The organism is Bordetella saccharivorans, assembly GCF_045862855.1.
Lineage (GTDB): Bacteria > Pseudomonadota > Gammaproteobacteria > Burkholderiales > Burkholderiaceae_B > Bordetella_A > Bordetella_A petrii_F.
In genome coordinates, this window is record NZ_BAAFZO010000001.1 from 779,076 (window position 1) to 803,213 (window position 24,138).

Annotated in this window: 23 protein-coding genes and 1 pseudogene; 11 read left to right on the forward strand and 13 right to left on the reverse strand. The window is 63.9% G+C overall.

The window, feature by feature from the left end:
• The first annotated feature begins 16 nt into the window (after window positions 1-16).
• Entirely contained in the window at window positions 17-1,051 is a 1,035-nt protein-coding gene (locus ACKTT0_RS03740; RefSeq protein ID WP_407848233.1) for a LacI family DNA-binding transcriptional regulator, read from the forward strand.
• Between the two features lie 8 nt (window positions 1,052-1,059).
• Here the strand turns inward: ACKTT0_RS03740 and ACKTT0_RS03745 are convergent, their stop codons facing one another.
• Window positions 1,060-1,707: an FMN-dependent NADH-azoreductase gene (locus ACKTT0_RS03745; protein ID WP_407848235.1), complete on the reverse strand. Its 648-nt coding sequence runs from the start codon at window positions 1,705-1,707 to the stop codon at window positions 1,060-1,062.
• A 98-nt stretch (window positions 1,708-1,805) separates the two neighbouring features.
• On the opposite strand from ACKTT0_RS03745, the gene ACKTT0_RS03750 reads away from it, so the two are divergent.
• On the forward strand, window positions 1,806-2,672 hold the full coding sequence (locus tag ACKTT0_RS03750) for a LysR substrate-binding domain-containing protein (RefSeq protein ID WP_407848237.1): 867 nt from the start codon (window positions 1,806-1,808) through the stop codon (window positions 2,670-2,672).
• 12 nt (window positions 2,673-2,684) lie between these two features.
• On the opposite strand, the gene ACKTT0_RS03755 is transcribed toward ACKTT0_RS03750, so the two are convergent.
• Window positions 2,685-3,107, reverse strand: coding sequence for a hypothetical protein (locus ACKTT0_RS03755; protein ID WP_407848239.1), 423 nt, complete (start codon window positions 3,105-3,107; stop codon window positions 2,685-2,687).
• Window positions 3,108-3,199: 92 nt separating this feature from the next.
• Window positions 3,200-3,877: an ankyrin repeat domain-containing protein gene (locus ACKTT0_RS03760; protein WP_407848241.1), complete on the reverse strand. Its 678-nt coding sequence runs from the start codon at window positions 3,875-3,877 to the stop codon at window positions 3,200-3,202.
• 103 nt (window positions 3,878-3,980) lie between these two features.
• On the opposite strand from ACKTT0_RS03760, the gene ACKTT0_RS03765 reads away from it, so the two are divergent.
• On the forward strand, window positions 3,981-4,859 hold the full coding sequence (locus tag ACKTT0_RS03765) for a LysR family transcriptional regulator (RefSeq protein ID WP_407848243.1): 879 nt from the start codon (window positions 3,981-3,983) through the stop codon (window positions 4,857-4,859).
• A 13-nt stretch (window positions 4,860-4,872) separates the two neighbouring features.
• On the opposite strand, the gene ACKTT0_RS03770 is transcribed toward ACKTT0_RS03765, so the two are convergent.
• Both ACKTT0_RS03770 and ACKTT0_RS03775 read right to left on the reverse strand, forming a co-directional pair.
• Window positions 4,873-6,054 carry an amidohydrolase family protein gene (locus ACKTT0_RS03770; protein ID WP_407848245.1) on the reverse strand — a complete coding sequence of 394 codons (1,182 nt, stop codon included), beginning with the start codon at window positions 6,052-6,054 and terminating at the stop codon, window positions 4,873-4,875.
• A 79-nt stretch (window positions 6,055-6,133) separates the two neighbouring features.
• The gene (locus ACKTT0_RS03775) at window positions 6,134-6,553 is read right to left on the reverse strand and encodes a YybH family protein (RefSeq protein ID WP_407848246.1); all 420 of its coding nucleotides are present in this window, start codon (window positions 6,551-6,553) and stop codon (window positions 6,134-6,136) included.
• Window positions 6,554-6,678: 125 nt separating this feature from the next.
• Between ACKTT0_RS03775 and ACKTT0_RS03780 the strand changes: the two genes are divergently transcribed.
• The 8 genes from ACKTT0_RS03780 to ACKTT0_RS03815 all read left to right on the forward strand — a co-directional run bounded on the left by ACKTT0_RS03780 (window position 6,679) and on the right by ACKTT0_RS03815 (window position 13,396).
• Complete coding sequence (locus ACKTT0_RS03780) at window positions 6,679-7,596, forward strand: LysR substrate-binding domain-containing protein (protein ID WP_407848248.1); 918 nt, start codon at window positions 6,679-6,681, stop codon at window positions 7,594-7,596.
• Window positions 7,596-8,165, forward strand: a complete 570-nt coding sequence (locus ACKTT0_RS03785; RefSeq protein WP_407848249.1) for a P-loop nucleotide/nucleoside kinase family protein — start codon at window positions 7,596-7,598, stop codon at window positions 8,163-8,165. The genes ACKTT0_RS03780 and ACKTT0_RS03785 overlap by 1 nt, the downstream gene beginning before the upstream one ends.
• Complete coding sequence (locus ACKTT0_RS03790; protein WP_407848251.1) at window positions 8,162-8,308, forward strand: hypothetical protein; 147 nt, start codon at window positions 8,162-8,164, stop codon at window positions 8,306-8,308. The genes ACKTT0_RS03785 and ACKTT0_RS03790 overlap by 4 nt, the downstream gene beginning before the upstream one ends.
• Window positions 8,309-8,423: 115 nt before the next feature.
• Window positions 8,424-9,743, forward strand: coding sequence for a histidinol dehydrogenase (gene hisD / locus ACKTT0_RS03795; RefSeq protein WP_407848253.1), 1,320 nt, complete (start codon window positions 8,424-8,426; stop codon window positions 9,741-9,743).
• Window positions 9,740-10,507, forward strand: a complete 768-nt coding sequence (locus tag ACKTT0_RS03800; RefSeq protein ID WP_407848255.1) for an SDR family NAD(P)-dependent oxidoreductase — start codon at window positions 9,740-9,742, stop codon at window positions 10,505-10,507. The genes hisD and ACKTT0_RS03800 overlap by 4 nt, the downstream gene beginning before the upstream one ends.
• On the forward strand, window positions 10,504-11,517 hold the full coding sequence (locus tag ACKTT0_RS03805; RefSeq protein ID WP_407848256.1) for a LacI family DNA-binding transcriptional regulator: 1,014 nt from the start codon (window positions 10,504-10,506) through the stop codon (window positions 11,515-11,517). Before ACKTT0_RS03800 ends, ACKTT0_RS03805 begins: the two co-directional genes overlap by 4 nt.
• A gap of 84 nt (window positions 11,518-11,601) precedes the next feature.
• Window positions 11,602-12,582: a Bug family tripartite tricarboxylate transporter substrate binding protein gene (locus tag ACKTT0_RS03810; RefSeq protein ID WP_407848257.1), complete on the forward strand. Its 981-nt coding sequence runs from the start codon at window positions 11,602-11,604 to the stop codon at window positions 12,580-12,582.
• Window positions 12,583-12,610: 28 nt separating this feature from the next.
• The gene (locus ACKTT0_RS03815; protein ID WP_407848259.1) at window positions 12,611-13,396 is read left to right on the forward strand and encodes an HpcH/HpaI aldolase family protein; all 786 of its coding nucleotides are present in this window, start codon (window positions 12,611-12,613) and stop codon (window positions 13,394-13,396) included.
• A gap of 225 nt (window positions 13,397-13,621) precedes the next feature.
• Here ACKTT0_RS03815 and ACKTT0_RS03820 read toward each other — a convergent pair.
• From ACKTT0_RS03820 to ychF, 8 genes and pseudogenes are all read right to left on the reverse strand, one after another.
• Window positions 13,622-14,567: pseudogene (locus tag ACKTT0_RS03820) on the reverse strand (COG2958 family protein).
• Window positions 14,568-14,670: 103 nt separating this feature from the next.
• Window positions 14,671-17,013 (reverse strand): restriction endonuclease subunit S, encoded by a 2,343-nt coding sequence (locus ACKTT0_RS03825; RefSeq protein ID WP_407848261.1) that lies wholly within the window; start codon window positions 17,011-17,013, stop codon window positions 14,671-14,673.
• Complete coding sequence (locus ACKTT0_RS03830; protein ID WP_407848263.1) at window positions 17,006-18,046, reverse strand: PDDEXK nuclease domain-containing protein; 1,041 nt, start codon at window positions 18,044-18,046, stop codon at window positions 17,006-17,008. Before ACKTT0_RS03830 ends, ACKTT0_RS03825 begins: the two co-directional genes overlap by 8 nt.
• Window positions 18,043-19,515, reverse strand: coding sequence for a type I restriction-modification system subunit M (locus tag ACKTT0_RS03835; RefSeq protein WP_407848264.1), 1,473 nt, complete (start codon window positions 19,513-19,515; stop codon window positions 18,043-18,045). Before ACKTT0_RS03835 ends, ACKTT0_RS03830 begins: the two co-directional genes overlap by 4 nt.
• Window positions 19,516-19,540: 25 nt before the next feature.
• A complete protein-coding gene (gene hsdR, locus ACKTT0_RS03840) occupies window positions 19,541-21,934 on the reverse strand; it encodes an EcoAI/FtnUII family type I restriction enzme subunit R (protein WP_407848265.1) in 2,394 nt (797 codons plus the stop codon).
• Between the two features lie 111 nt (window positions 21,935-22,045).
• On the reverse strand, window positions 22,046-22,363 hold the full coding sequence (locus tag ACKTT0_RS03845) for an HVO_A0114 family putative DNA-binding protein (protein ID WP_407848266.1): 318 nt from the start codon (window positions 22,361-22,363) through the stop codon (window positions 22,046-22,048).
• A gap of 117 nt (window positions 22,364-22,480) precedes the next feature.
• Window positions 22,481-22,882: an integrase arm-type DNA-binding domain-containing protein gene (locus ACKTT0_RS03850; protein WP_407848268.1), complete on the reverse strand. Its 402-nt coding sequence runs from the start codon at window positions 22,880-22,882 to the stop codon at window positions 22,481-22,483.
• Window positions 22,883-22,998: 116 nt separating this feature from the next.
• Window positions 22,999-24,090, reverse strand: a complete 1,092-nt coding sequence (gene ychF, locus ACKTT0_RS03855; protein ID WP_407848270.1) for a redox-regulated ATPase YchF — start codon at window positions 24,088-24,090, stop codon at window positions 22,999-23,001.
• Between the last annotated feature and the right edge of the window lie 48 nt (window positions 24,091-24,138).

A 24,138-nucleotide genomic window follows, 5' to 3' on the forward strand; every position in this document is an offset into this window, starting at 1 on the left:
TGAAGGGAGACTTTCCGTGCCTCAAGCCTTACCCACGGTGATTGATATTGCGCGACTGGCGGGCGTCTCGCCGGCCACCGTCGACCGCGCGCTGCATCGCCGCCCCGGCGTGCGCCAGGCCACGCTGCAGCGCGTGCTCAAGGCCGCCGCGGAATTGCAGTACTTGCCCCAGGCCGAGCTGTACGCCGCCATGGCGCCTCCGCCCATGCGGCTGCTGTTCATCCTGCCGGACCGCAGCAGCCGCTTCCTGTGGATGCTGGGCGAATGGGTGCGCCACTCGCAGGAACATTGGGCGCCCTTCAACGTCAGTTGCCGCGTGGCGCCGGTGGAGAGCTTCGATCCCGACGCGCTCACGCGCATCCTGCTGCGGCGGGGCAGGCAGAGCGACGGCGTGGCCTTCATGGCGCTGGAGCACCCCCAGGTGCGCGAGGCGGTGGCGGAACTGGCCGACCGCGGCATCCCCAGCGTGACGCTGGTGTCGGACCTCTCCCATTCGCGTCGCAGCGCCTATGTCGGCCTGGACAACCGCGCCGCCGGGCGCACTGCCGCCCACCTGATCGGCCGCTTCCTGGGCCGGGCGCGGCGCGCCAAGGTGGCGATGATCGCCGGCTCGCTCAGCTACCGCGCGCACGAAGAGCGCGAGGCCGGCTTCCTGCACCTGTTCGCCGAACAGTATCCGCACATCCGCGTAGTCGGGCTGCGCGAAGGCTACGACGACGCGCAGACCAACTACCGCCAGACCATCGCGCTACTGAAAGAACACCCCGACCTGGCCGCCATCTACAACATCGGCGGCGGCGCCGAAGGCATCGGCCAGGCCTTGAAAGAGTGCGGTCGCCAGCACGACGTCATCTTCATCGGCCATGGCCTGACGCCCGACACCCGCGGCCTGCTGATCGACGGCAGCATGGACGCGGTCATCAACCAGAGCCCGCTGACCACCATCCTGAACAGCATCCGCATCTTCACCAACCTGCGCGAACACCGCAGCGTGCTGTCCGGCGTCGAAGCGACCCGCACCGACGTGATCTTCCGGGAAAACCTGCCGTAGCGGCCGCGCTACGGCGCGGGCGCCATCGCGTCCAGCAGCGCCTCCGCCTGCGCCTTGGCGCGCTCGCGCGACTGGCGGTCCTCGTCGGGGCCGTAGATGGTCTTCTCGACGATCACCGAATGAATGTCTTCCACGCCCACGAAGCGCAGCCATGCCTCGACATAGGGCTTCTGCAGGTCGAAGCGTCCGGCCGGCGTGAACGACGCGGCGCTGTAGTCCAGCCCGCGCGCGTAGACGGCCAGCGCGCGCTTGCCGCGCAGCAGCCCCGCAAAGCCGCGCTGCGGATCGAACGAGAACAGGATGTCCTTTTGCGACACCAGGTCGATGAAATGCTTGAGCTTGTAGGGAATGCCGAAATTCCACAGCGGCACCGACAACACCAGCATATCGGCCTGGTGCAGGCATGCCGCCAGTTCCCGCAAGGTGGTCCAGGCCTGCTCCTGCGCCGGCGTCAGCGGCGTGCCGCTCAGGCCGGCGTACTTGGCATCCATCGCCTCCTGGCCGAACTCCGGCAGACGGCATTGCCACAAGTCCAGTGTCCGCACCTCGGCATCGGGCTGGCGGGCGCGCCAGCGCTCGATGAAATGGACCGCGACTTCCGTCGAGGCGGAGCGCTGCGAGCGCGGAGAGGCAACGAGGTGCAGCAGGCGGGGCATGGCGGCTCCTTCGAGAACATGACGCCATGGATTGCAGCACATCTCGGTTCAGAATATAAATCGATTATTTTTCCTCTATTCATCTTGAATCGATATATATGCTGGATCCCCTCCTGCTGCGCAGTTTTGTCGCCATCGTCGACGAAGGCGGATTCGGCAAGGCCGCGTCCCGCCTGCACCTGACGCAATCGGCCATCAGCGGCCACCTGCGCCGGCTGGAAACGCAACTGGGCAAGCCCCTGCTGGCCCGCACCACGCGCTCGCTGGAACTGACGCCTGACGGCGAACGCCTGATCACCTATGCCCGCGCCATCCTGGCGCTCGGGCGCGACGCGTTGGCCGAATTCACCCGCACGCCTTTTCGCGGCCGCGTGCGCATCGGCCTGTCCGAAGACTTCGCCAACGTCGCCATGCTGGGCGTGCTGCACCGTTTCGCGGCGCGCCACGAAACGGTCGAAATCGAGATCCAGGTCGGCATCCCCGGCGCCCTGCTGCCCATGATGAAGCGCGGCGAACTGGAGATGGTCATCGGCGCGCACTGCGAGACGCACGAAAGCGGCCGCATGCTGTGGCGCGAGCCGCTGGTGTGGGCCTGTTCCGCGCAGGCCGGCGTGACGCTGCCGCGCCCGTTGCCGCTGGCGCTGTTCCCCGAGCCCTGCCCTTACCGCGAGGCGGCGCTCGCCAGACTGGCGCAGGCCGGCATCGCCGCCCGCATCGCCATGGCCTGCAGCAGCAACGCCAGCCTGGCGGCCGCCGTACTGGCGGGCTTCGCCGTCGCCCCCATGGCGGCCAGCCAACTCGTCCCGGGCATCGTCGCCGTGCCCGCCGAGCGCGGGTTGCCCGCCCTGCCCGACGCCGAGTTCAGCCTGTTCATGTCGCGGCGCGCCGACCCGGCCCTGGGGCAGGCACTGACCGCGGTAGTCCTGGAAGGCGCCGCGACCCGGCCATTGCGCAGCCCCGTCTAGCGTGGGCAGGCCCTAGTTCGGCGCCTGCGCCAGGCGGCGCGCCAGCGCGGCGGCATCGTCCAGCGTGGCCACCGCCTCGTGGGCGATGCCGAACGCCTTGGTGGCCATGCGGCCCTGCTCGATCGCTTCGGCGCGGCGCGCCGGATCCGCATCCACCGTGACCAGGGCCCGGCACACCTGCGCCAGGGCCGCCTTGTTCTGCTTGAGCCACATGGCGCGATCACGGCGGTCTTCGTGCGCCTCGCCGTCGGGCGTGCCGGCGAACGCCACGACGAACGGCGCCGCGTGCGCGATCAGGGCGGCCATCTCCGTCGCCCATTGGGCGGCGTAGCCGGGCGCCGCCGCGTCGTTGCGGAACACGCAGAGCGGAAAACGCGAGATATCGTGGATGATGAATTGATCGGTATCGAGCATGGCGGCATCGCGGTCGGACAACTTGGCGACAGCTTACGCCGCCAGCCTTGCGCCGGCTCGCGCTGGAATGCCAATCGATGGCTGGAAAATGCCATTGCGGCGCGGCGCTCGCGCTACGGCCGCGCGCCCGCCCGCAGCAGAATCTGCCCGATATCCGCGTAGCCGCGCTGGCGCGCGTGCGCCAGTGGCGTCACCCCCTGGCCGTCGGCCAGGCCCGGGTCCGCGCCGGCATCGACCAGCAACTGCACGATGCGCGCGTGGCGCGGGCCGCCGTCGCCCAGGATGATGGCCTCCAGCAGGGCCGTCCAGCCCAGGTTGTTGACGTGGTCGACCGCGACACCGACCTCGATCAGTGTGCGCACGGTCGCCACATGGCCGCGCTCGGCGGCCGGAATGAGCGCCGTCCCGCCGTAGCGGTTCACGCTCTCGAGATCGGCGCCATGCGCCAGCGTCAGCGCCAGGATCTCGTCGAGTCCGCGGGCGCCCGCGTACAGGTACGGACTGTCCTGGATGGCATCCTTGGCGTTCACGTCGGCGCCGGCTTCGATCAGCGCCCGCGCGGCGGCCGCGTGGCCGTGATGCGTGGCGATCAGCAGCGGCGTGCGGCCGCGCGCATCGCGCGCCTCGATGTCGGCGCCCTGCGCCAGCAGCGCGCGGACCTGCGCCGCATCGCCCGAGGCCGCCGCCTGCCGCAAACGGCTCTCCGGCGAATCGCCGGCGGCGCCGGCAGCGGCGCACGCCAGCGCGGTGGTCGCGACGGCCAGGCAAAAAGAAAAATACTTGAACAACATGCTCGCTCTCCACAGTGCCGGCGCGACGGAACGACCCACGCGCGGCGTTGCCCGCCGGGGCGGGCCATGATAAAAATCGGCCATTCAGAAACCGAATACATGAATGGCGGCCAGTTTGAAACCGAATAACGTGCTCTTCGAGCTGGACCTGCTCAAGGCCATCGTCGCGGTGGCCGATTGCGGCAGCTTCACCACCGCCGCCACGCGGCTGCACTCCACTCAATCCACCGTCAGCCAGAAAGTGCGCCGGCTGGAACAGTTGGCCGGCCATGCGCTGCTGGACCGCGGCAACCGCGAGGTGCGCCCGACCGAGGCCGGCCACTTGCTGCTGCGCCATGCGCGCCAGATGCTGGCCACCAATGAGCAACTGGCCGAGGCGTTGGCGGGCGCGACGGTGGCGGTGACCATCCGGCTCGGCCTGCCGGAAGACTTCGCCACCGACAAGACCACCCGGGCGCTGTCGGCCTTCAGCCGGCGCCACCCGCAAGCCAAGCTGGAAGTCACCAGCGGCCTCAGCCGCGACCTGGCCAGCGGCTACGACCATGGCGAACTGGACCTGGTGCTGGTGAAGCAGCGCCGCCACAGCCGCGCCGCCGTCGCCTGCCGGCCCGAGCAAATGGTATGGGTCGACAGCGCCGCGCATCCCGCCTTCCAACAGGACCCGGTGCCGCTCGTCACGTTCCCGGTCCGCGGGCTGTACCGCGACGACATGATCCAGGCGCTCGAAGCGCTGGGGCGCCGCTGGCGCATCAGCTTCACCAGCTCCAGCCTGGGCGGCATCCAGGGCGCGGTCGCCAATGGCATGGGCATCAGCCTGCTGCCGCTGCGCGCGGTCACCCGGGACCACGCCGTCCTGAAGAAAAAGCACGGGCTACCCGCCATCGACGGCTTCGAGATCGGCCTGCTATACCGGCCGGCGGCCGACGCCCTGGTCAAGGAACTGGCCGACGCGCTGCTGCGCATGATCGACCGCGAAGGCTGAGCCGTCCTCGCCGTCATGCCCCGGCCGGCCCGCCCTCCCAGGGCTGGCCGTTGTGCACCACCATGCGGCCGGCCGGCGCGGCGGCCACCGCCGCCGCCGCATTGGGCGCGCGCAGCGCGACGAAAGTCGCCGCGTGGCCGACTTGCAGCCCATGGCCCGGCCGGCCCAGCACGGCGGCGCCCGCCTCGGTCGCCATGTGCAGCGCGAACCGCAGGGCCGCGTCGGTATAAAACCCCGAACGGTAGCCGATCAGCATGGCGCGCTGGAGCATGTCGCCCGAGCCGTACGGCCACCAGGCGTCCTGGATATTGTCATTGCCGGCGAACACATTGACGCCCGCCTCGCGCAGCCGCAGCACCGGCGGGAAAGCCCGGCTGCCGGGCGCGTTGGTCATGATGGCCACGCCCGCGTCGGCCAGCGCCGCCGCCACGCCATCCAGCGCGTCCGGCGCCACGTCGCCCAGGCTGTACGCATGGCTGACCGCCACCCGGCCGCCCAGCCCGGCCGCGCGCGTGCGCGCGGCGATGCGACGCAGCTGCGCCGCGCCCTGCTCGCCCGGCTCGTGCAAATGGATGTCGATCTTCACGCCGTGCCGCTCGGCAATGCCGAACACCACATCCAGTTGCCCGTCGGCGTCGCCGTCCAGCGTGGTGGGGTCGATGCCGCCGACCACCTCCGCACCGTCGCGCACCGCCGCTTCGAGGATCGCGGCGGTGCCCGGACAGGACATGACCCCGGCTTGCGGGAACGCCACCAGCTCGATGTCGACGATGCCGCGCCACCGCTCGCGCGCCTGCATGACCGCATGCAGGTTCGCCAGCCCGGTGGTGGCGTCGACATCGACATGGCTGCGCATGGCGACCGTGCCGAAGGCGGCCGCCTGGCGGATCAGCGCGTCGGCGCGTTCGGCGATGGGACGCGCGCCGGCCAGCGCCTGCTTCTCGATCGCCAGGCGCTCGCGCAGGCTGCCGGCAGGCTGGTGCGGGTGCCAGCGGTCGCCCACGAAACTCTTGTCCAGGTGGATGTGGCCGTCGACGAAGCCGGGCAGCACCAGTTGCCCGTCCAGGTCCACGACCTCGGCGCCATCCGCCGCCGGCAGGTCCGGCCCGATGGCGACGATGCGGCCCTCGGCCACGGCAATATGCAGGGGTTCGCCGCCGGCCGCGACGGCATTGGTGAACAGGCGTTCAATCATGGTCCGATCTCCTATGCGGCCAAGATAACGAACCGGCGATGCATTCACAAGTTAAATATCTGAATGCACGGCATTCGATTTATGGATAGCGATCACGCGTGATCCGCGTGTTGTGCAACGCACGGATACGCCAACCGCCGGCAGCCCGGACCAGCACCAGCGTCAGCAGGCCGCGCCGGTCCTCGGGCGCCTGCCCTGCTTCGGCAAAGCCAGCCCATCGCCAAGTGGCGTGCGCCAGCGCCACTTCGCCGGACAGGCAGTCCAGCTCCTCCAGCCGCAGCCGGTAGTTCGGCATCTGCGCGGCGACGGCGGCCGGCGCGGCGCGGTGCCCGGCCACGTTCTCGGCGCGCGTCTTCCACCACACGCCCCGCCAGGTAATGAAATCCGCATCGGCGGTAAACAGTTCGCCCCAGCGTTCGAAGTCGCGCGCGTGCCATGCGTGTTCGAAATCCCGCATGAGCGCGCGCGCCGCGTCGAGGTCCGCGCGTGTCGTTGGCATTGCCTTGCTCCTTTCCTGTCTGCTTGCGTGCCGGATGGCCGGGTCTTATCCTCCCTGGAACATCAATCCGTGACCAGACCGGCACCAATCGACGCACTGTCCACTCACATGAACAATCCTGCGCCATGAAGCTCAACGATCTCTACTACTTCGTCCAGGTCGTCGACCACGGCGGCTTTTCCGCCGCCGCGCGCGCGCTCGGCCTGCCGAAGTCGAGTCTCAGCAAGCGCATCGCGGTGCTGGAGCAAGACCTGGGCGCGCGGCTGATCCAGCGCACCACGCGGCGCCTCGCCCTGACCGAAGCCGGGCAGGCCTTCCACCGCCACGCCGCGGCCGCGCTGCTGGAAGCCCAGGCCGCCCAGGAGGCCGTCACCAGCCGGCTGGCCGAGCCGCGCGGGCTGGTGCGCATCAGCGCCTCGCCGGCCACCGTGCAGATGGGGCTGGCCGACATCCTGCACGGGCTCGCCAGGCGCTATCCCAAAATCCGCATCGCCCTCACGGCGACCCACCGCTATGTCGACCTGGTCCAGGAAGGCGTCGACATCGCGATACGCGCGCACCGGCGCCCCCTGCCCGACTCGGAACTGGTGCAGCGGCGCCTGGGCTACGCGCCGAACTACCTGGTGGCCGCGCCGCAGTACCTGGCGGAGCGCGGCCATCCGCGCCAGCCCGCCGACCTGGCGGCGCACGACGGCATCTTCATCGACCCGCTGGCGGCGGAAGCGGGCTGGCGCCTGCACCAGGACGGCGCGGCGCCGTTCACCGCGCATCCCGCCGCGCGGCTCTACGCCGACGACCCGCATGCCATGGTGCAGGCCGCGCTGGCCGGGCTGGCCATCGCCAACCTGCCGCACGGCCTGTGCGGCCCCGCCATCGCGACGGGCCGCCTGGTGCGCCTGCTGCCCGCGTGGGACGCCGGCGGCGCCACCACCACGTTGCTGGTGCCGCACCGGCGCGGCCAGTTGCCGTCGGTGCGGGCGGTGCTCGACTACCTGGCCGAGACGCTGCCCGGTCGCGCCTGCCCGCCGCCATGCGCCACGTGATGACCCGCCAGCAGGCCCTCGACCAGGCGCTGCGGCTCATCGCCCCGACCGGCCGGATCGTCTTCATGATGTGCGGCGTGGCGGGCGCGGGCAAGACCACCTTCGCGCAGGCCCTGGCCGCCCACGGCTGCGAACGCCTGTCGATCGACGAGGAAATCTGGGCCACGCATGGCGCCTACGATATCGACTATCCCGCCGCCGACTACCCCCGCCTGGGCGCCGCGGCGCAGCAGCGCCTGCGCGCGCGCCTGGAACGCCTGCTGGCCGGCGGCGCCTGCGCCGTGCTGGACTTCAGTTTCTGGAAAGCCAGCGACCGCGCCGACTACCGCGCGCTGATCGAGCGCCACCAGCATCGCTGCCAGCTCGTCTATTTCCGCGTGCCGCGCGAGGAACTGCGGCGCCGCCTGGCGCAACGCAACCAGCGCCGCGACGCCAACGCCGCCTTCGCGATCGACGACGCGCGGCTCGACGCCTACCTGGCCGGCTTCGAAGCGCCGCGCGACCCGACGGCATGGATCGTCGACGACGACGGCGCGGGTAGCGGCCGCACACCAGGAGCCACCCCATGAGCAGCCTCAGCGTCGACGATGTGCGCTACCACCGGGACGGCACGCGCGAAACGCTGGAAATCGTCATTTCTCCCGGCCAGCGCTTGTTCCTGCGGCTGCGACCCACCCCGCTGATTACCCAGGACGCCGCCAACCGGTCCTGACGCGCCGCCGGCGCGCCACGCCGCAGACTAGGGTTTCTCCCTATTTGCATACGTATGCAAGGCCCTGAAAGTGGGCGCCGATTCATCGACCCCATGCCTACATAGCCAACAAACCATGATCCGTTACCTGAAGCGCGGCCGCACCGCCGCCGTAAAGACCGACGATGACGCCAAGGTGCGCGCGACCGTCGAGGCCATCATCCGCGACATCGAAACCCGCGGCGACGAAGCCGTGCGCGACTACAGCCGCCGGTTCGACAATTGGGACCCGGCCGACTTCCGCCTGTCGCGCGCCGAGATCGAAGCGGCCCGCAAGCAACTGTCGGCCCGCGAGATCGAAGACATCGCCTTCGCCCAGGCGCAGGTGCGCAACTTCGCGCAGATCCAGCGCGACTCCCTGCGCGAGGTCGAGGTGGAAACCTACCCGGGCGTGGTGCTGGGCCACAAGCACGTGCCCGTCAACGCGGTGGGCTGCTATATCCCCGGCGGCAAGTATCCGCTGCTGGCCTCGGCCCACATGAGCGTGCTGACGGCCAAGGTGGCAGGCGTCAAGCGAGTCGTGTCGACCGCGCCGCCCTACCAGGGCAAGCCGCATCCCGCCATCGTGACCGCCATGGACATGGCCGGGGCTGACGAGATCCTGGTGCTGGGCGGCGTGCAGGCGGTGGTCGCCATGGCGGTCGGCACCCCCAGCGTGGCGCCGGTCGACATGCTGGTGGGCCCGGGCAACATGTTCGTGGCCGAAGCCAAGCGCCAGCTGTACGGCCGGGTCGGCATCGATTTGTTCGCCGGCCCCACCGAAACACTGGTGATCGCCGACGACAGCGTCGATGGCGAACTGTGCGCGGTCGACCTGCTGGGCCAGGCCGAGCACGGGCCGACCTCGCCCGCGGTGCTGCTGACCGACAGCGAACAACTGGCGCGCGACACGCTGGCCGAAGTGGAGCGCCAACTGGCGATCCTGCCGACCGCCGCCATCGCCGCGCAGAGCTGGGCCGACTGCGGCGAGGTCATCGTGTGCGACAGCCGCGAGGAAATGCTGCAAGTGGCCGACGAACTGGCTTTCGAACACGTGCAGGTCATGACGCGCGACCCGGACTACTTCCTGGCCAACATGACCAACTACGGGGCGCTGTTCCTGGGGCCGCGCACCAACGTCAGCTTCGGCGACAAGGTGATCGGCACCAACCATACGCTGCCCACCAACCGCAATGCCCGCTACACCGGCGGGCTGTGGGTCGGCAAGTTCCTCAAGACCTGCACCTACCAGCGCGTCCTGACCGATGCCGCCAGCGCCGCCATGGGCGAATACTGCTCGCGCCTGTGCCACATGGAGAACTTCGCGGGCCATGGCGAACAGGCCAATATCCGCGTGCGCCGCTATGGCGGCCGGCCCGACCTGCCCTGGTACCAGCCGGTCGAGGCGCAGGCATGATCGCCTTGCCCCAGGGGCCCGATTTCCGGCTCGACGGGCGCCGCGCCCTGGTCACCGGCGGCAGCGGCGGCATCGGACTGGCCGCGGCCGCCGCGCTGGGCCGGGCCGGCGCCCACGTCACGGTGGCGGCGCGCCGCCGGCCGGAACTGGAGCAAGTGTGCGCGGCCATGCGGGCCGAAGGCATGGACTGCGCCTACGCCGTGCTGGACGTCACCGACGCCGCCGCCGTGGACGCCTTCGTCGGCGGCGCGGCGCCGTTCGACATCCTGGTGAACAACGCCGGCCTGAACCGCCCCAAATTGCTGGTGGACCAGTCCGACGACGACATCGACGCGGTGCTCGACCTGAACGTCAAGGCGGCCTTCTACACCAGTCGCGCAGTGGCGCGCCGCTTGCTGCAGGCCGGCCTGCCGGGCTCGATGATCAACGTGTCCTCGCAAATGGGGCACGTCGGCAGCCCGCGGCGCGCCCTGTATTGCGCCAGCAAGCACGCGCTCGAAGGCATGACCCGCGCGCTGGCGTGGGAACTGGGCCCGTCCGGCATCCGTGTCAACACCGTGTGCCCCACCTTCATCGAAACCCCCATGACCGAGCCGATGCTGGCCGAGCCGGGTTTTCGCGACTGGGTCTGCGCGCGCAATGCCCTGGGCCGGGTCGGGCGGCTGGACGAAGTGATGGGCGCCATCGTGTTCCTGGCCGGCCCGGCCTCCAGCCTGGTGACCGGCAGCGCGCTGATGCTGGACGGAGGATGGACAGCCGCATGAAGACCGCACCGCGCGCGCAGGACGTGGCGGACCTGGCGCAAGTCTCGCAATCGGCCGTCAGCCGCACCTTCACGCCCGGCGCCAGCGTGTCCGAAGCCACGCGGCGCAAGGTGCTGGCCGCCGCGCAGAAACTCGGTTACCGCCCCAATGCGCTGGCCCGCAGCCTGATCACGCGGCGCAGCCGCATCGTCGCGCTGGTGATGAGCTACCTGGAAAACCAGTTCTACCCGCTGGTGATCGAGCAGTTGTCGCAGAAGCTGCAGAAAGAGGGCTATCACGTGCTGATGTTCATCGCCGAAGTCGACGAGGCGGCCGACGGCGTGCTGGCGGAAATCCTGCAATACCAGGTGGACGGCATCGTCATGGCCTCCGCCATGCTGTCCTCCAACGTGGCGCGCAGTTGCGCCGCGGTGGGCGTGCCGGTGGTGCAGTTCAACCGTGTATCCATCCTGGGCGGCCTGGCGCGCCACTCAAGCAGTTCGGTCACCTCCGACAACTACGCCGGCGGCCAGCTGGCGGCCCGCCTGCTGGTCGAACGCGGCTACCGCCGCTTCGCCTACCTGGCGGGGCTGGAGGACTCCTCCACCAGCATCGAGCGCGAACGCGGCTACCGCGCGGCATTGCGCGAGGCCGGCCACGAACTGCACCGGCGCGAAGTCGGGCACTACGACTTCGACCAGGCGCAGGCGGCGGTGCGCCGCCTGTTCAGCGGCGACGCGCCGGATGCCCTGTTCGCCGCCAACGACCACATGGCCATCGCGGCGCTGGACGTGCTGCGCCAGGAACTCGGCGCGCGCGTGCCGCAGGACGTGGCGGTGGTCGGCTTCGACGACGTGCCGCAGGCCGCCTGGGGCGCCTACCGCCTCACCACGGTGCGCCAGCGCGTCGAGCCCATGGTCGATGCCACCGTGACACTGCTGCGCGAACAGATGCAGGCCGAACTGCGCCCGCGCGACATCGTCGTGCCCTGCGACCTGGTCGAGCGCGCCACCGTCAGGCCGGCGCATTGAACCGGATCCAAGCCAGCGACCAACCCCAGACATCCAAGGCGGGGCCCGCATCCCGCCTGCCATTCATCCATAGGAGACACATCAATGCGCAGCTTTTTCCTAGGCACCCTGGCCGCCGTGGCGGCCCTCGGGTTCTCTGCCCCCGCCGCGGCCCAGGATGCCCAGGCCTGGCCGGCCAAGAACATCCAGTACATCGTGCCGTTCTCGCCGGGCGGTGTCAGCGACGGCGTGGCCCGCCTGCTGGCCGAGCAACTCAGCGCCCGGCTGGGCCAGTCCGTCATCATCGAAAACAAGCCGGGCGTGTCCGGCATCGTCGGCACGCAACTGGCCGCGCGCGCCAAGCCGGACGGCTATACCATCGCGGGCGGCACCATCACCACCCACGCGGTCAACCCGTTCTTCATCAAGTCGCTGGGCTACGACCCGGTCAAGGACTTCACGCCCGTCGCGCTGGTGGGCATGGTCAGCAACGCGCTGGTAGTGCGCGCCGACAGCCCGTTCGACAGCGTCCAGCAAGTCATCGACGCCGCCCGCGCCCGCCCCGACGAACTCACCTACGGCACCGCCGGCGCCGGCACCTCGCAGCACCTCTCCGGCCAGCTGTTCCAGTCCATCTCGCACACGCGCCTGCGGCAGATCGCGTACAAAGGCGGTTCGCAGTCGATGGTGGACCTGATCGGCGGCCAGATCGACATGGTGTTCGACACCGTCGCCGCCGCCCGTCCCATGATCGACGCCAAGCGCGTCAAGGTGCTGGGCGTTACCTCGGCCAAGCCGCTGGCCGACCTGCCACAGGCCCGCCCGCTGGCCGAGCTGGGCCTGCCGGGCTTCGAGATGCAGTCCTGGCAGGGCATCTTCGTGCCGGCCGGCACCCCGGCGCCCATTGTCGAACGCCTGGCGCGCGAAATCGCCGCCATCGTCCAGACGCCGGAAGTGCGCGACAAGCTGCTGACGCTGGGCGTCGCGCCGGACGGCCGCGGCCCCGCCGAATTCGCGCAGTTCCAGCGCAGCGAAATCGAAAAGTGGCGCAAGGTGATCGAAGACGCCGGCATCCAGGCCGACTGACCTTCGCCACTGTTTATTGGAGACCTGAATGAGCGACTCCCGCTTTCCCCTGGACGGCCGCCTGCCGGCCATGCTGCGCGGCGGCAAACCGGTGCGGGGCCTGTTCAACGGCCTGCCCAGCCCGGCCATCGTCGAGATGTGCGCCTACGCCGGCTTCGACTTCATCATCCTGGACAACGAGCATGGCAGCGCCGGCCTGGGCACCACCGAGCACATGCTGCGCGCCGCGCGCGCGGCCGGAATCGTGCCGGTGGTGCGCTGCTTCGAGCACGACCTGCCGCGCATCCTCGACATGGGCGCCAGCGCCGTGCAGATACCGATGGTGGAAAGCGCCGACCAGGCGCGCCGCCTGGCCGGCCTGGTCCGCTATCCGCCGCTGGGCCAGCGCGGCAGCGCCTTCAGCACGCGCGCGGCCGGCTACGGCGCCTTCGGCGGCACCGGCCACACCCAGCGCAGCAACGACGGCATCTGCCTGATCGCCATGATCGAATCGCCGCGCGGCATCGCGGCGGCGGCGGACATCGCGCAAGTGGACGGGGTGGACGCGGTCTTCATCGGCCCCAACGACCTGGCGCACGCCATGGGCCACGGCAGCGACTGGAACGCGGCCCCGGTACAGCAGGCCATCGAACAGGGCCTGCGCGCCATCGCCCAGGCCGGCAAATGCCCCGGCATCATCGCGCTGACACCCGAGGACGAACAGAAATACGGCGCCCTGGGCGCGCGCTACTTCGCCAACGTGTCCACCAGCATCATCACCCGCGCGCTCGCCCAGGCCGCCGCGGCCGGGCGGGACGCGGGACTGCGGTATTGAGGGGAGCGGGGAGACGGGCGGCGCAGCAAGGGGCTGCGCCGCGCGGTGGGGGCGGGGATCAGACGTTGATCGATCGGCAAAGGAGCGTAAACAACCAGAATGATCGGAATGCAAATTTTCTTCATAGCTTGCAATCGCATCCCAAGAAGCATGGGGGACGAGTAGTAGAGATCAACTTTCGCTTTGCAGGTCCATGTATTGTGGGTTGATCATGTGGTCATCTCATTACCGGCTCGAGTATTCTTCTTCCGGCGCATCCCAATCCTTTGGCCGTGCTTCTCCAGTTTGATAAAACTGCTTGACCAGCTTGACGTAGTTGAGAAAATCCCGATTGTCGTGGGCAATCGATTGGCCATGTTCCAATCAATTTCGTCACATTCACGCGCGGGGCTCAGTACTTGGCTGTCAACAGGGTTATCCGCATCCAGCTTGATGAAGCCAATGCCATGGGCAGCAAAGAGCATTTGCAACTCTTTCAGTGTGTCCTGCCCACTGATTTCTGCTGCAACCAAGTACCCAAAATTTCCCCACGACGAATTCGATACCGCTTGGAAAAAACACTCGGGCACATTCGAGCGGTTGACCAGTAACTTGACCTCGAACGACCAGAGCTTTGTTCGCTTGTCGGAATACTGTTCCACGCAATCTCGGACCTCCCGGTGCCAGTCTGCACCTAGGTCCTCCATGCCGACCATGTCCGGGTACAACCATCGGTTTCAATTCGGCCTGCGCTTGTTCGATGAGCGCTTCATCAATGCGTTTTGGAAAAACCCCGAACTCTTTTCGGAGATAATGTGAAAGCAGCGGGTACAATGCATGCTCAGCTATTGAAGTGCCGGCATCTGCTTTTACAGAACTCTCGCTCTCGGCGGCAGCCGCTTCGGCACTGTCCGACTTCTCCGAGTAGTAGTACTTACGCGCCCCCCTTCGGTGGTTTTCAGCGCTGGATGCTTCGTCTGCATGCGGGGCCGCTGCGAGCTGATTCCGCAACAAGCTGCTGTACCAGATCTGCGTCCGACTGGAGATAATCGCCCCGGCTATTCGCCCGCTTCTCTTGGCATTCCTCAGGAAAAGTAGCGAACACCCATTCGGCGATCTGCCTAGCAGTAAACTTTTTCTCAGGCCGAGCCTGTAGGTAGCCCACTACTGCTTTCGAGAGATTCAGCGTCACGTCATTGCTCCATTTTCCCTGTCACGAGGCCATCAGTGAATGCTCACAATGGCATGCATGATATGAATCTTTACCCGCCCTCGATGCGATTCAAAAATTGTCGTTAATCGAGACTTAATTTTGATTGTTGTACGGTCCTCGGTGGCAATCCTTGAGGAATGATGTTCTCTCTGCGTAACCAATCAAGCCACCGACCGAGTTCGGCAGGGGTGAAGCGTGCTTTGCATTCATGCCAGTTCTCGCGAACATCAGAAATGATCTGCGCATCCGTTGGTTGAGCACCGTCGATCAGAAAATCGTTCCAGACCGCAAAAAGGGTGGCGATGATCTCGACTTGTTCGGTCTTCTTATCTGCCAGGGCGTAGATCAGACGGTTAAATTCAGTCTTCTGGCCGGGCGTCATCAGGGCCTCGGCTGTCGCCGCAGGCCCCGACAATGCCGACAAGCAGCGGTATTCCGTCTTTTTCCTACCGTTGGCCAAAGTCTTTTCATTAACTTCGAACCAGCTCTTGCCTTGGCCTTGCCTCTCGAAGTCATAAATCCAAGGATCCAGTGGCCCGGCAGCTTTACGTTCGGGCTTCAGATTCAGCTCCAGACCTACATGCACTTGCGCCAGGTACATCACCTTGGCGGCAGCAGTTCGGCCGAAGTATTGGGCATTGGCGAGTTTACTGAGCGCATAGCAGCCGATGCTGGCGCGGTAGGCAGCCAGATCAATAACTTGGGCTGGTGGAAGCGGTGCAGGTTGTAACTGTACCGCTGTATTGCTTTGCGATTGCGCATCAATCAGAGCATTCAGTAATTCGGCCTGCTTGCTGGTTGCAGTATCGATCTGTTGATCCAGAGATTCGCACAAGATCATTAGTTCGTCGATTTTTGCAACGATTCGGCCTTGCTCAGAAACTGGTGGCAAGGGGATCGGGCATCTTTGAAGCTGAGCCTTGTTAATGGATGCAAGATTTGTCGTCTGCTTCGATGCAGTAGCGAAGTACGCACGTGCAGGTCCAGAGTTCAAATATTTCTCAAGCCAAGCCTCAGATTGGGATGTGATATAGCGCCTTGCACGGAAAACATGGTTCTGATGCACACAAACAGAAATTTCGCCTCGCCAAATACAAGTACGCCCCACTTTGTCCCAGTCCCCTCCCTCAGTAATCAGCAAATCACCCGTGACCAGGGAATATTTTCCTAATTCTTCCCTCGGAACGTCTATCTCTTTGACAGCAGACAAGTCGAGGTAGCTGCGCTGTACGTTAGCAACCCGCAGATAAGGAATGTTGGCGATTTCTCTGCCAACCAAGTTTCTACCCTTTGTTACTCCGCTACCAATGTCCACAACTTCATCAAACCTTACCCATATCCAGCCCTGCGGCAACAGATAGGGCTTTTCCTCTTCCGTTACCGGTGGCAAGGGCTTGGGTACTTTGAGCTTGCCTTCCTTCACCAGCCGCTGCTTCTCGGTTTCGATCTCTTTCAGCAACTCGCTCGCGGGTTGGTCGTCTGGGTTCCGAGGGACGAGTTTGCCCATCACCGCCAATTGCAGGATGGCTTTGCGCAATTCGGCGACGTTTTCCTTGACGGTGTAGAGCTCGCCGAAGTGTTCGGCGAGAAAGGCCTGGGCCCTCTGGTGCTGTTTGAGTGCGGCAATGTTCAGCAGTTGCTTGATGGCTGCGGCATGAACAGTTAGTCGTGCGCTCTGTTGCGCGGTACGCAGCTTTTCCAGCTCATCGCAATGTGCCATCAGTTCGTCCACTTTGGCGACGATGCGGTGTTGTTCTGCAAGGGGGGCTAGTGGAATGGATATCGATATCAATCTAGCCTGATTCAGCTTTGGAACAGTCATGCCAGTGATGTATTGGCGCAAGTCCATACCCACCAAGCGATACACCAAGAAACTATCTATCAGCGCCGATCTATTTGGTTTAATTACATGAGCATGATTGTTTACCCACGTTTTCCCAGATATGGAAAATGCGGTTTTATCACCACTTCCCCATTTGGCCCCATCTTCACCCACAAGAACAAGAGGCTCATCAAATATATATTCTGAGACATAGTCAACAATGCCCGATGCACCATAGTAGGGATATGGGCCTGGCTGACGGTCCTTTTTGGTTACAGGCTTTCGAAGGTGATCAAGGATTTCAACTACAGCTCCGAGTCGCACCCACTCCCACCCCTGAGGCAGCGAATAAGGCCTCTCTTCTTCCATCATCGGCGGCAAGAATTGGAGCTTTTTTATCTTGCCTTCCTTCACCAACCGCTGTTTCTCGGCTTCGATCTCTTGCAGCAGCTCACTGGCAGACTGATCGTTCGGGTCTTGCGGCACTAGCTTGCCCTGCATGGCCAGTGTCAGAATAAGCTCACGCAGTTTCTTGATGCCGTCGGGTGCAGCGAAAGCGGTGTCGAAGTGCTTTTCCAGCAGTTCGACGTTGTACTTATTCATGCTCGCCCCCCAGTTCACGCTCGATCTGTTCGATGCTGGGCAGGCTGGTTTGTAGTTCTTCAGGCAGGGATTCGATCAACTGGTATTCCGCCACGCCGATGGGCTGGGTCTTGTCGCGCAATGCGTATTCGGCCACCACAGTGTTCTTGCTCTTGCACAGCAACAGGCCGATGGTTGGGTTGTCCTGTTCGACCTTGACCTGCATATCCACAGCGGTGAGGTAGAAGCTCAACTGGCCGAGGTGTTCCGGTTTGAACTTCTCGGCTTTCAGCTCGATAACCACGTAACAGCGCAGCTTCAGGTGATAGAACAACAGATCAATGTAGAAGTCGTCACCGCCCACTTCCAGATGAACCTGGCGGCCGACAAAGGCAAAGCCCGCACCCAGTTCCAACAAGAACTGGGTGATGTGCTTGACCAGTGCCATCTCGATTTCCCGCTCGTTCGCTTCCTGGCCAACATTCAGGAAGTCGAACAGGTAGGGATCTTTGAGGACTTGCCGGGCCAGATCGGTCCCCGACGCAGGGAGACGGTCGGCGAAGTTGGTGACCGCCTGGCCTTCCCGCTCGAGCAGGCGGGATTCGATATGGACTTCCAGTGTGGCGCGTGACCAGCCGTGTTCCACGGCGCGCTGAGCATAGGCCAGGCGTTGTTCTGGCTGCTTCAATCTGGTCAGTAACACCAGGTTGTGGCCCCAGGGCAATTGTCCAACAGCCTGTTGGACAATTGCCGCGTCCGGCCAGGCGTCGGCGAAGGAGCGCATATACATGAGGTTGGCGCGGGAAAAACCCTTCATCTCGGGAAAGGCCGTCCTGAGATCGTGCGCCAGCCGCTCGATGACCTTGGCCCCCCAGCCTTGCTCTGTCTGCCACTGCAGGATGTCACGGCCAATCTGCCAGTAGAGCTGCACCAACTCACGGTTGGCGGCCAGTGCGGCCCGCTGCTGGGCACTATGGATGCGGTTCTTCAGCTCGCCCAACCAGTTGGCGTAGCCTTTCGGAGCTGGAACGAGGGAGACGGGCTTGTCGCTCATTCCGCTCCCCCACTGGTGGTCTTGAGTGCGGCCAGCAGCTCGGCTTTCAGAGCCTGTTGGGCGGCCTGCAACTGGCGGGTGATGTCCTGGTATTCGGCCATCAATTCGTCCGGATCACCGAATTCAACGGCAACCTGGTGCGGGTTCTTGCAGTCCAGGTTGTAGTTGCGGGCGGCAAGCTCCTTGGCAGAGACCTTCCAGGCATGCTCAGTGGTCTTGCGTCCCTTGCGTTGTGGGCCGCCCCACCAGGTCTTCTCGCGATCGAATTCCTCAATGGTCAATGGCTTGGAACGGGAATAGTTCTTGTAGCCTTCCGGGTAGGGATGCTCGAAGAACCATACGTCCTTGGTGGGGTCGCCCTTCTCGAAAAACAGGATGTTGGTGGCGATGCTGGTATAGGGGGCGAACACGCCTTTGGGCAGGCGCACAATGGTATGCAGGTTGAACTCTTCCAGCAGTTCACGCTTGAGCGTTGTCTTCACCCCCTCGCCGAATAGGAAACCATCTGGCAGCACTACGGCTGCACGGCCCGTGTCGTGCTTGAGAAGGTGCATGATCAGCGCCATGAACAAATCAGCGGTCTCGCGAGTTCGATATTTAGCGAGAAAATTCTTTTCGATGCCATCCTCTTCCATGCCACCGAACGGTGGGTTGGTGATGATGATGTCTACCCGTTCACTTGGGCTGTAGTCCTGAAGGGGGCGTGCCAGCGTGTTTCCGTGTTTGATTTTGGGAACGTCGATGTCATGCAGCATCATGTTGGTCATGGCCAGCATGTGCGGTAGGGGCTTCTTTTCAACGCCACGAATGTGTTCAGCCAAAAACTTGCGGTCGTCAGTGGTTGCTTCTTGCTTCTTCAAATGCTCAACAGCGCAAATCAGGAAGCCAGCCGTGCCGCAGGCCGGGTCGAGAATGCTCTCGCCAAGTTTCGGGTCGAGGATATCGACCATGAACTGCGTGACCGCACGCGGGGTGTAGTATTCACCCGCATTACCAGCCGACTGCAAGTCGGCAAGGATCTTCTCGTAGATATCATTGAACAGGTGACGGTCGCTGGACTTGTTAAAATCAACATCTTCTTCGATGGTGTTGATCACCTGGCGCAACAACGTGCCCGACTTCATGTAGTTGTAGGCATCCTCGAACACCGAGCCGATCACTCGGCCCTGCGCGGAGACACCCGCCTTGGTGGCAAGCTGTTTCAAGGAAGGAAAAAGATCGTTGTTCACGAAGTCGATCAGCTCTTCACCTGTCATGCCTTCCGGGTCCTTAGCCCAGTTGCGCCAACGAAAACGGCTTTGCAGCGGGGAGCGATAATTGAGCCCGAGATCCCATTCATCTTCCTTATCGTCAAAGATCTTCAGAAACAATAGCCAGCAGATCTGGCTGATGCGCTGGGCGTCGCCATCGACGCCGACATCCTTGCGCATGATGTCCTGGATGGCTTTGATGAGAGTTGCAAGTGACATGAATACTTCCTGGATCTAGTTCTGATCAGGCACTGTAGAGCTCTCGCTCGAGCTCGTTGACGGCCTGTTGGTATTGGGTTTTTCCACCAAAGGCACGCACCAGTTCGATCGGTGTGCCCAGGCGATTGAAGGGGGCGATGGCGAGGATTTGCGTTTCCTCGATAGCGGCCACGCCTTCGTCGGCATACTTGTCGAGCAGGGCTTCGAGCACCTTCTGCGCCTGCTCGCCGTACTTGGCGAAGTAATGGCGCTTCTTGACCTGCTCGGCCCGCTCCTTGCGCGTGAGTGGGGGTTGATCCCAGGCCACGTGGCACAGCAGATCGAAGGGATCGAAATCCTTGCCGGATTGCTTGTCCACCTCGTCGGCCAAGGCCTCGAAGAAGATGCCTTGATGGGCCAACTCGTCGATGATGGCCTGTTTCTTCTCGGCCTTGCTCCAATGGCGCAGGAAATCGTCGAGCGAGGCAAACTCCTTGGCCAGTGTGTTGCGGGTGTAGTCCTTCAGGGACTCGGTGATCAGTTTGCCGTTGGCATCAAAGTACTGCACCCGTTCGGCCGCCACCTTGACCTCAACATTAGCGACAATATAACGGCGTACGCTGCTACCTTCCTCGCCTGGCAGCGGTTCCGCTATGCCACCGGGAGACAAGGGGTTGTCATCCGGCATGGGATAGGTGAAGCCATCGTCAGGCGACAACCCCTCTCCGGCCTCTCCATCTGGAGGAAGCGATGGCTCGTCGGGGCCTGGCTCATAAATTTGCACTGGGTCGCCGTCGAAAGCTGGGTCAGCAAAAAGCTCGGTCGCTTTCTTGAAATCGAGAATGGTGAACCAGTACTTGTCGAAGTCTTCGTTGATGCGCGTTCCGCGACCGATGATCTGCTTGAATTCGGTCATGGACTGGATGCGCTGATCCAGCACGATGAGCTTGCAGGTCTGGGCATCGACGCCCGTGGTCATCAGCTTGGAAGTGGTCGCGATGACGGGGTATTTGCTTTCCGGGAAGATGAAGTTATCCAGCTCCATCTTGCCTTCTTCATTGTCGCCGGTGATGCGTACGACATAGCGATGATTCTGCGCCACCAGGTCGGCGTTTTCGTTAACCAGCGCCTGGCGCATGCGTTCGGCATGGTCGATGTTGTCGCAAAATACGATGGTCTTGTCGAAGCGGTTGCTAGCCTTCAGGTATTCGCTGATCTTACGTGCCACGACTTGCGTGCGCTGCTCCAGCACCAGCGTCTTGTCAAAATCACGCTGGTTGTAGATACGGTCTTCGATCTCGTTGCCATGCTTGTCAAGCATGCCCTTGTCGGGACGCCAACCGGTCAGGTCTCTATCCAGGTCGATACGCACCACCTTGTAGGGCGCGAGAAAGCCATCGTCGATGCCCTGGCGTAGCGAGTAGGTGTAGATGGGCTCGCCGAAGTAGTCGATGTTGGAAACGTCCTTGGTTTCCTTGGGCGTAGCGGTCAGGCCGATCTGGGCGGCGGCATGGAAATACGTCAGGATCTCACGCCAAGCCGAATCTTCGGCAGCGCTGCCCCGGTGGCATTCGTCGATCACGATCAGATCGAAGAATTCCGGGCTGAACTGCTTATAGATGTTCCGTTCTTCTTCGTTACCGGTGACGGCCTGATAAAGCGACAGGTAGATCTCATACGACTTGTTGGCCTGCCTCCTCTGGATCTTGGTCATCGCCGCACCGAACGGCTTGAAGTCGTTGGTCATGGTCTGATCGACCAGGATGTTGCGGTCCGCCAGGAAAAGGATGCGTTTCTTGGCACGCGACTTCCACAACCGCCAGATGATCTGGAAGGCGGTATAGGTCTTGCCTGTGCCCGTGGCCATCACCAGCAGAATGCGCTTCTGATCTTTGGCAATCGCCTCAATGGTCTTGTTGATGGCAAGCAATTGGTAGTAGCGAGGCGTCTTGTTGCTGCCGTCGCTGTAGTAGTCCTGGGCTACCAAGGCCTGTTGCTGCGTGCTCAGGTCCTGATGCTCTGCCCACCATTGCCACAGCGTATCGGCACTGGGGAACTCGCCCAGGCTCAGTTCGCGCTCGATAACACCATCCTTGGCGATCTTGTTGTGGAACAGGAAGCCATCTCCATTGCTGCTGAACACGAAAGGCACTTGCAGCATTTCTGCATAGCCGAGGGCCTGTTGCATGCCCGAGCCGATGGCATGCTTGTTGTCTTTAGCTTCGATGACGGCAATGGGCAGGTTGGGCTTGTGGAACAGCACATAGTCGGCGCGCTTATGCTGACCACGTGTGTGCAGTTTGCCGCGCACGATGATGCGCCCCTTAGTCAGCAGGAACTCTTCGCGCACTTGGGTCAGAACGTCCCATCCTGCCTTTTCTAGCGCTGGCGTGATGAACTTGGTGCAGATGTCGCGTTCGCTGAGCGTCTGCTTATTCATAGGATGTAGTTCCTTCCATGCTGCCTTGCCCCATTGTTCCTGCCTGTCGTTCAGTGCTCGACGCGCGATCTTGTAGCCGTGTAACGACGTCATCCTCTTCGTCCATGACACTCAATCCAACACAACCAGAAATTCGGTTGCTAACGCAGTCGGCTGAACATCGCGAACATTGCGTTGCAGTGAAACCAGCCCGTAATCGGCCATCGTCTTCAGAGTGCGAGACAGATTTGGCACCTTGCGGCCGCTGAGTTCAGCCAGCTCCGTCAAAGACTTAGGCTGCTTGTTATGGATCAGGTGCAGCAGACGGCGGTTGTCATCCGACAGCACGGCTGCCAGCGAAGCCAAAGACGGGAACCAGATGCTGGGAATCTCGTCGCCCTGTGGATACGAGCGATCCGGCTGTCGAACACCGACGATGCAGCGTTTCATGTGCATGAGCCCGAAGACACGTTAGCTTACAATAATATCAGTCTCTGATAATATTGACGAACGACCAGAGAAACCTTGATGCGGCGACACAAAATGGGGTAATTCAAAAAAATTACCTCAATATCCCACAGTGACTACCCCATTCCCTGCACCCATCCTTCGGCAATAACACGGGAACAGGTACTTTCTGATGCGGACTCTTTCGTCCGATAGGAACTGAGCGCAAAGACAGGCTCGATCTCCGCGAAGTAAGCCCTGCACCACCTTGGCGAACGAGCATTCCCTTGCGCGCTTGCGTTCCTCCAGCGCTTCCAGGTTGCGCTGCTTGATCTGCTGCCACTCATGAGCAGGATGGATACCCTGCTTGACCAAGGCACGGGTCTTCTCTCGAGCCGCGCGAGCCCCCGCAAGGCTTACTTGGGGAAAGCTGCCAATAGCAGAGAGGTTCTCCTTGCCGTGCAAGCGGTACTTCCACCGCCAAAGCTTGTCCCCGGTGGGCTTGTTGACCAGCAGGAACAAGCCCCGCCTGAAAGCTTCCAATCTCGATCAGTCGGTTTGGCCGCCCTGACCTTGGCGTCAGTGAGTAGACTCTCGGGCATCGTTGGACCCCACTGCGGCCCCCCCACGATTGAACGTCACACGTTGAACAGGAAATTCATCACGTCGCCATCCTGCACGACGTATTCCTTGCCTTCCGCCCGCATCTTGCCGGCTTCCTTGGCGCCCTGCTCGCCCTTGCAGGCGATGAAGTCGTCGAAGGCGATGGTCTGCGCGCGGATGAAGCCGCGCTCGAAGTCGGTGTGGATGACGCCGGCGGCCTGCGGCGCGGTGGCGCCGATGGGGATGGTCCAGGCGCGCACTTCCTTCACGCCGGCGGTGAAGTAGGTCTGCAGGCCCAGCAGCTTGAAGGCCGCGCGGATCAGGCGGTTCAGGCCCGGCTCGTCCATGCCCATGTCGGCCAGGAAGGCCTGACGGTCTTCTTCGGGCAGGTCGACGATTTCCGACTCGATGGCGGCGCAGATGGCCACCACCGGCGCATTGCGCGAGGCCGCGAAGGCGGTCAGGCGGTCCAGCAGCGGGTTGTCGGTGAAGCCGTCGTCGCTGACGTTGCCCACGTACATGGCCGGCTTGGCCGTGATGAAGCACAGCGGCTTGACCAGCGCGGCTTCTTCGTCGCTGAGGTCGACCGAGCGCACCGGCTTGGCCTCGTTCAGCGCGGCGATGCATTTCTCGAGCGCGGCCACCAGGCGCTGCGCTTCCTTGTCGCCCGAACGCGCCGTCTTGGAATGGCGATGCAGGGCTTTCTCGGCCGTCTGCAGGTCGGCCAGCGCCAGTTCGGTCTCGATGACCTCGATGTCGGCGATGGGGTCGACCTTGCCGGCCACGTGCACCACGTTGGGGTCTTCGAAGCAGCGCACCACGTTGACGATGGCGTCCGTCTCGCGGATGTGCGACAGGAACTGGTTGCCCAGCCCTTCGCCCTGGCTGGCGCCGGCCACCAGGCCGGCGATGTCCACGAATTCCACCGTGGCCGGCAGGATGCGCTCGGGCGAGACGATGTCGGCCAGCTGCTGCAGGCGCGGGTCGGGCACCTCGACCACGCCGACGTTCGGCTCGATGGTGCAGAAGGGGTAGTTTTCCGCCGCGATGCCCGCGCGGGTCAGGGCGTTGAAAAGCGTCGATTTGCCCACGTTGGGCAGGCCGACGATGCCGCATTGCAGAGCCATGGAAATTCCTCGATGATCAAGACGGGGATTGTAGCCGCCCGGCCCGCC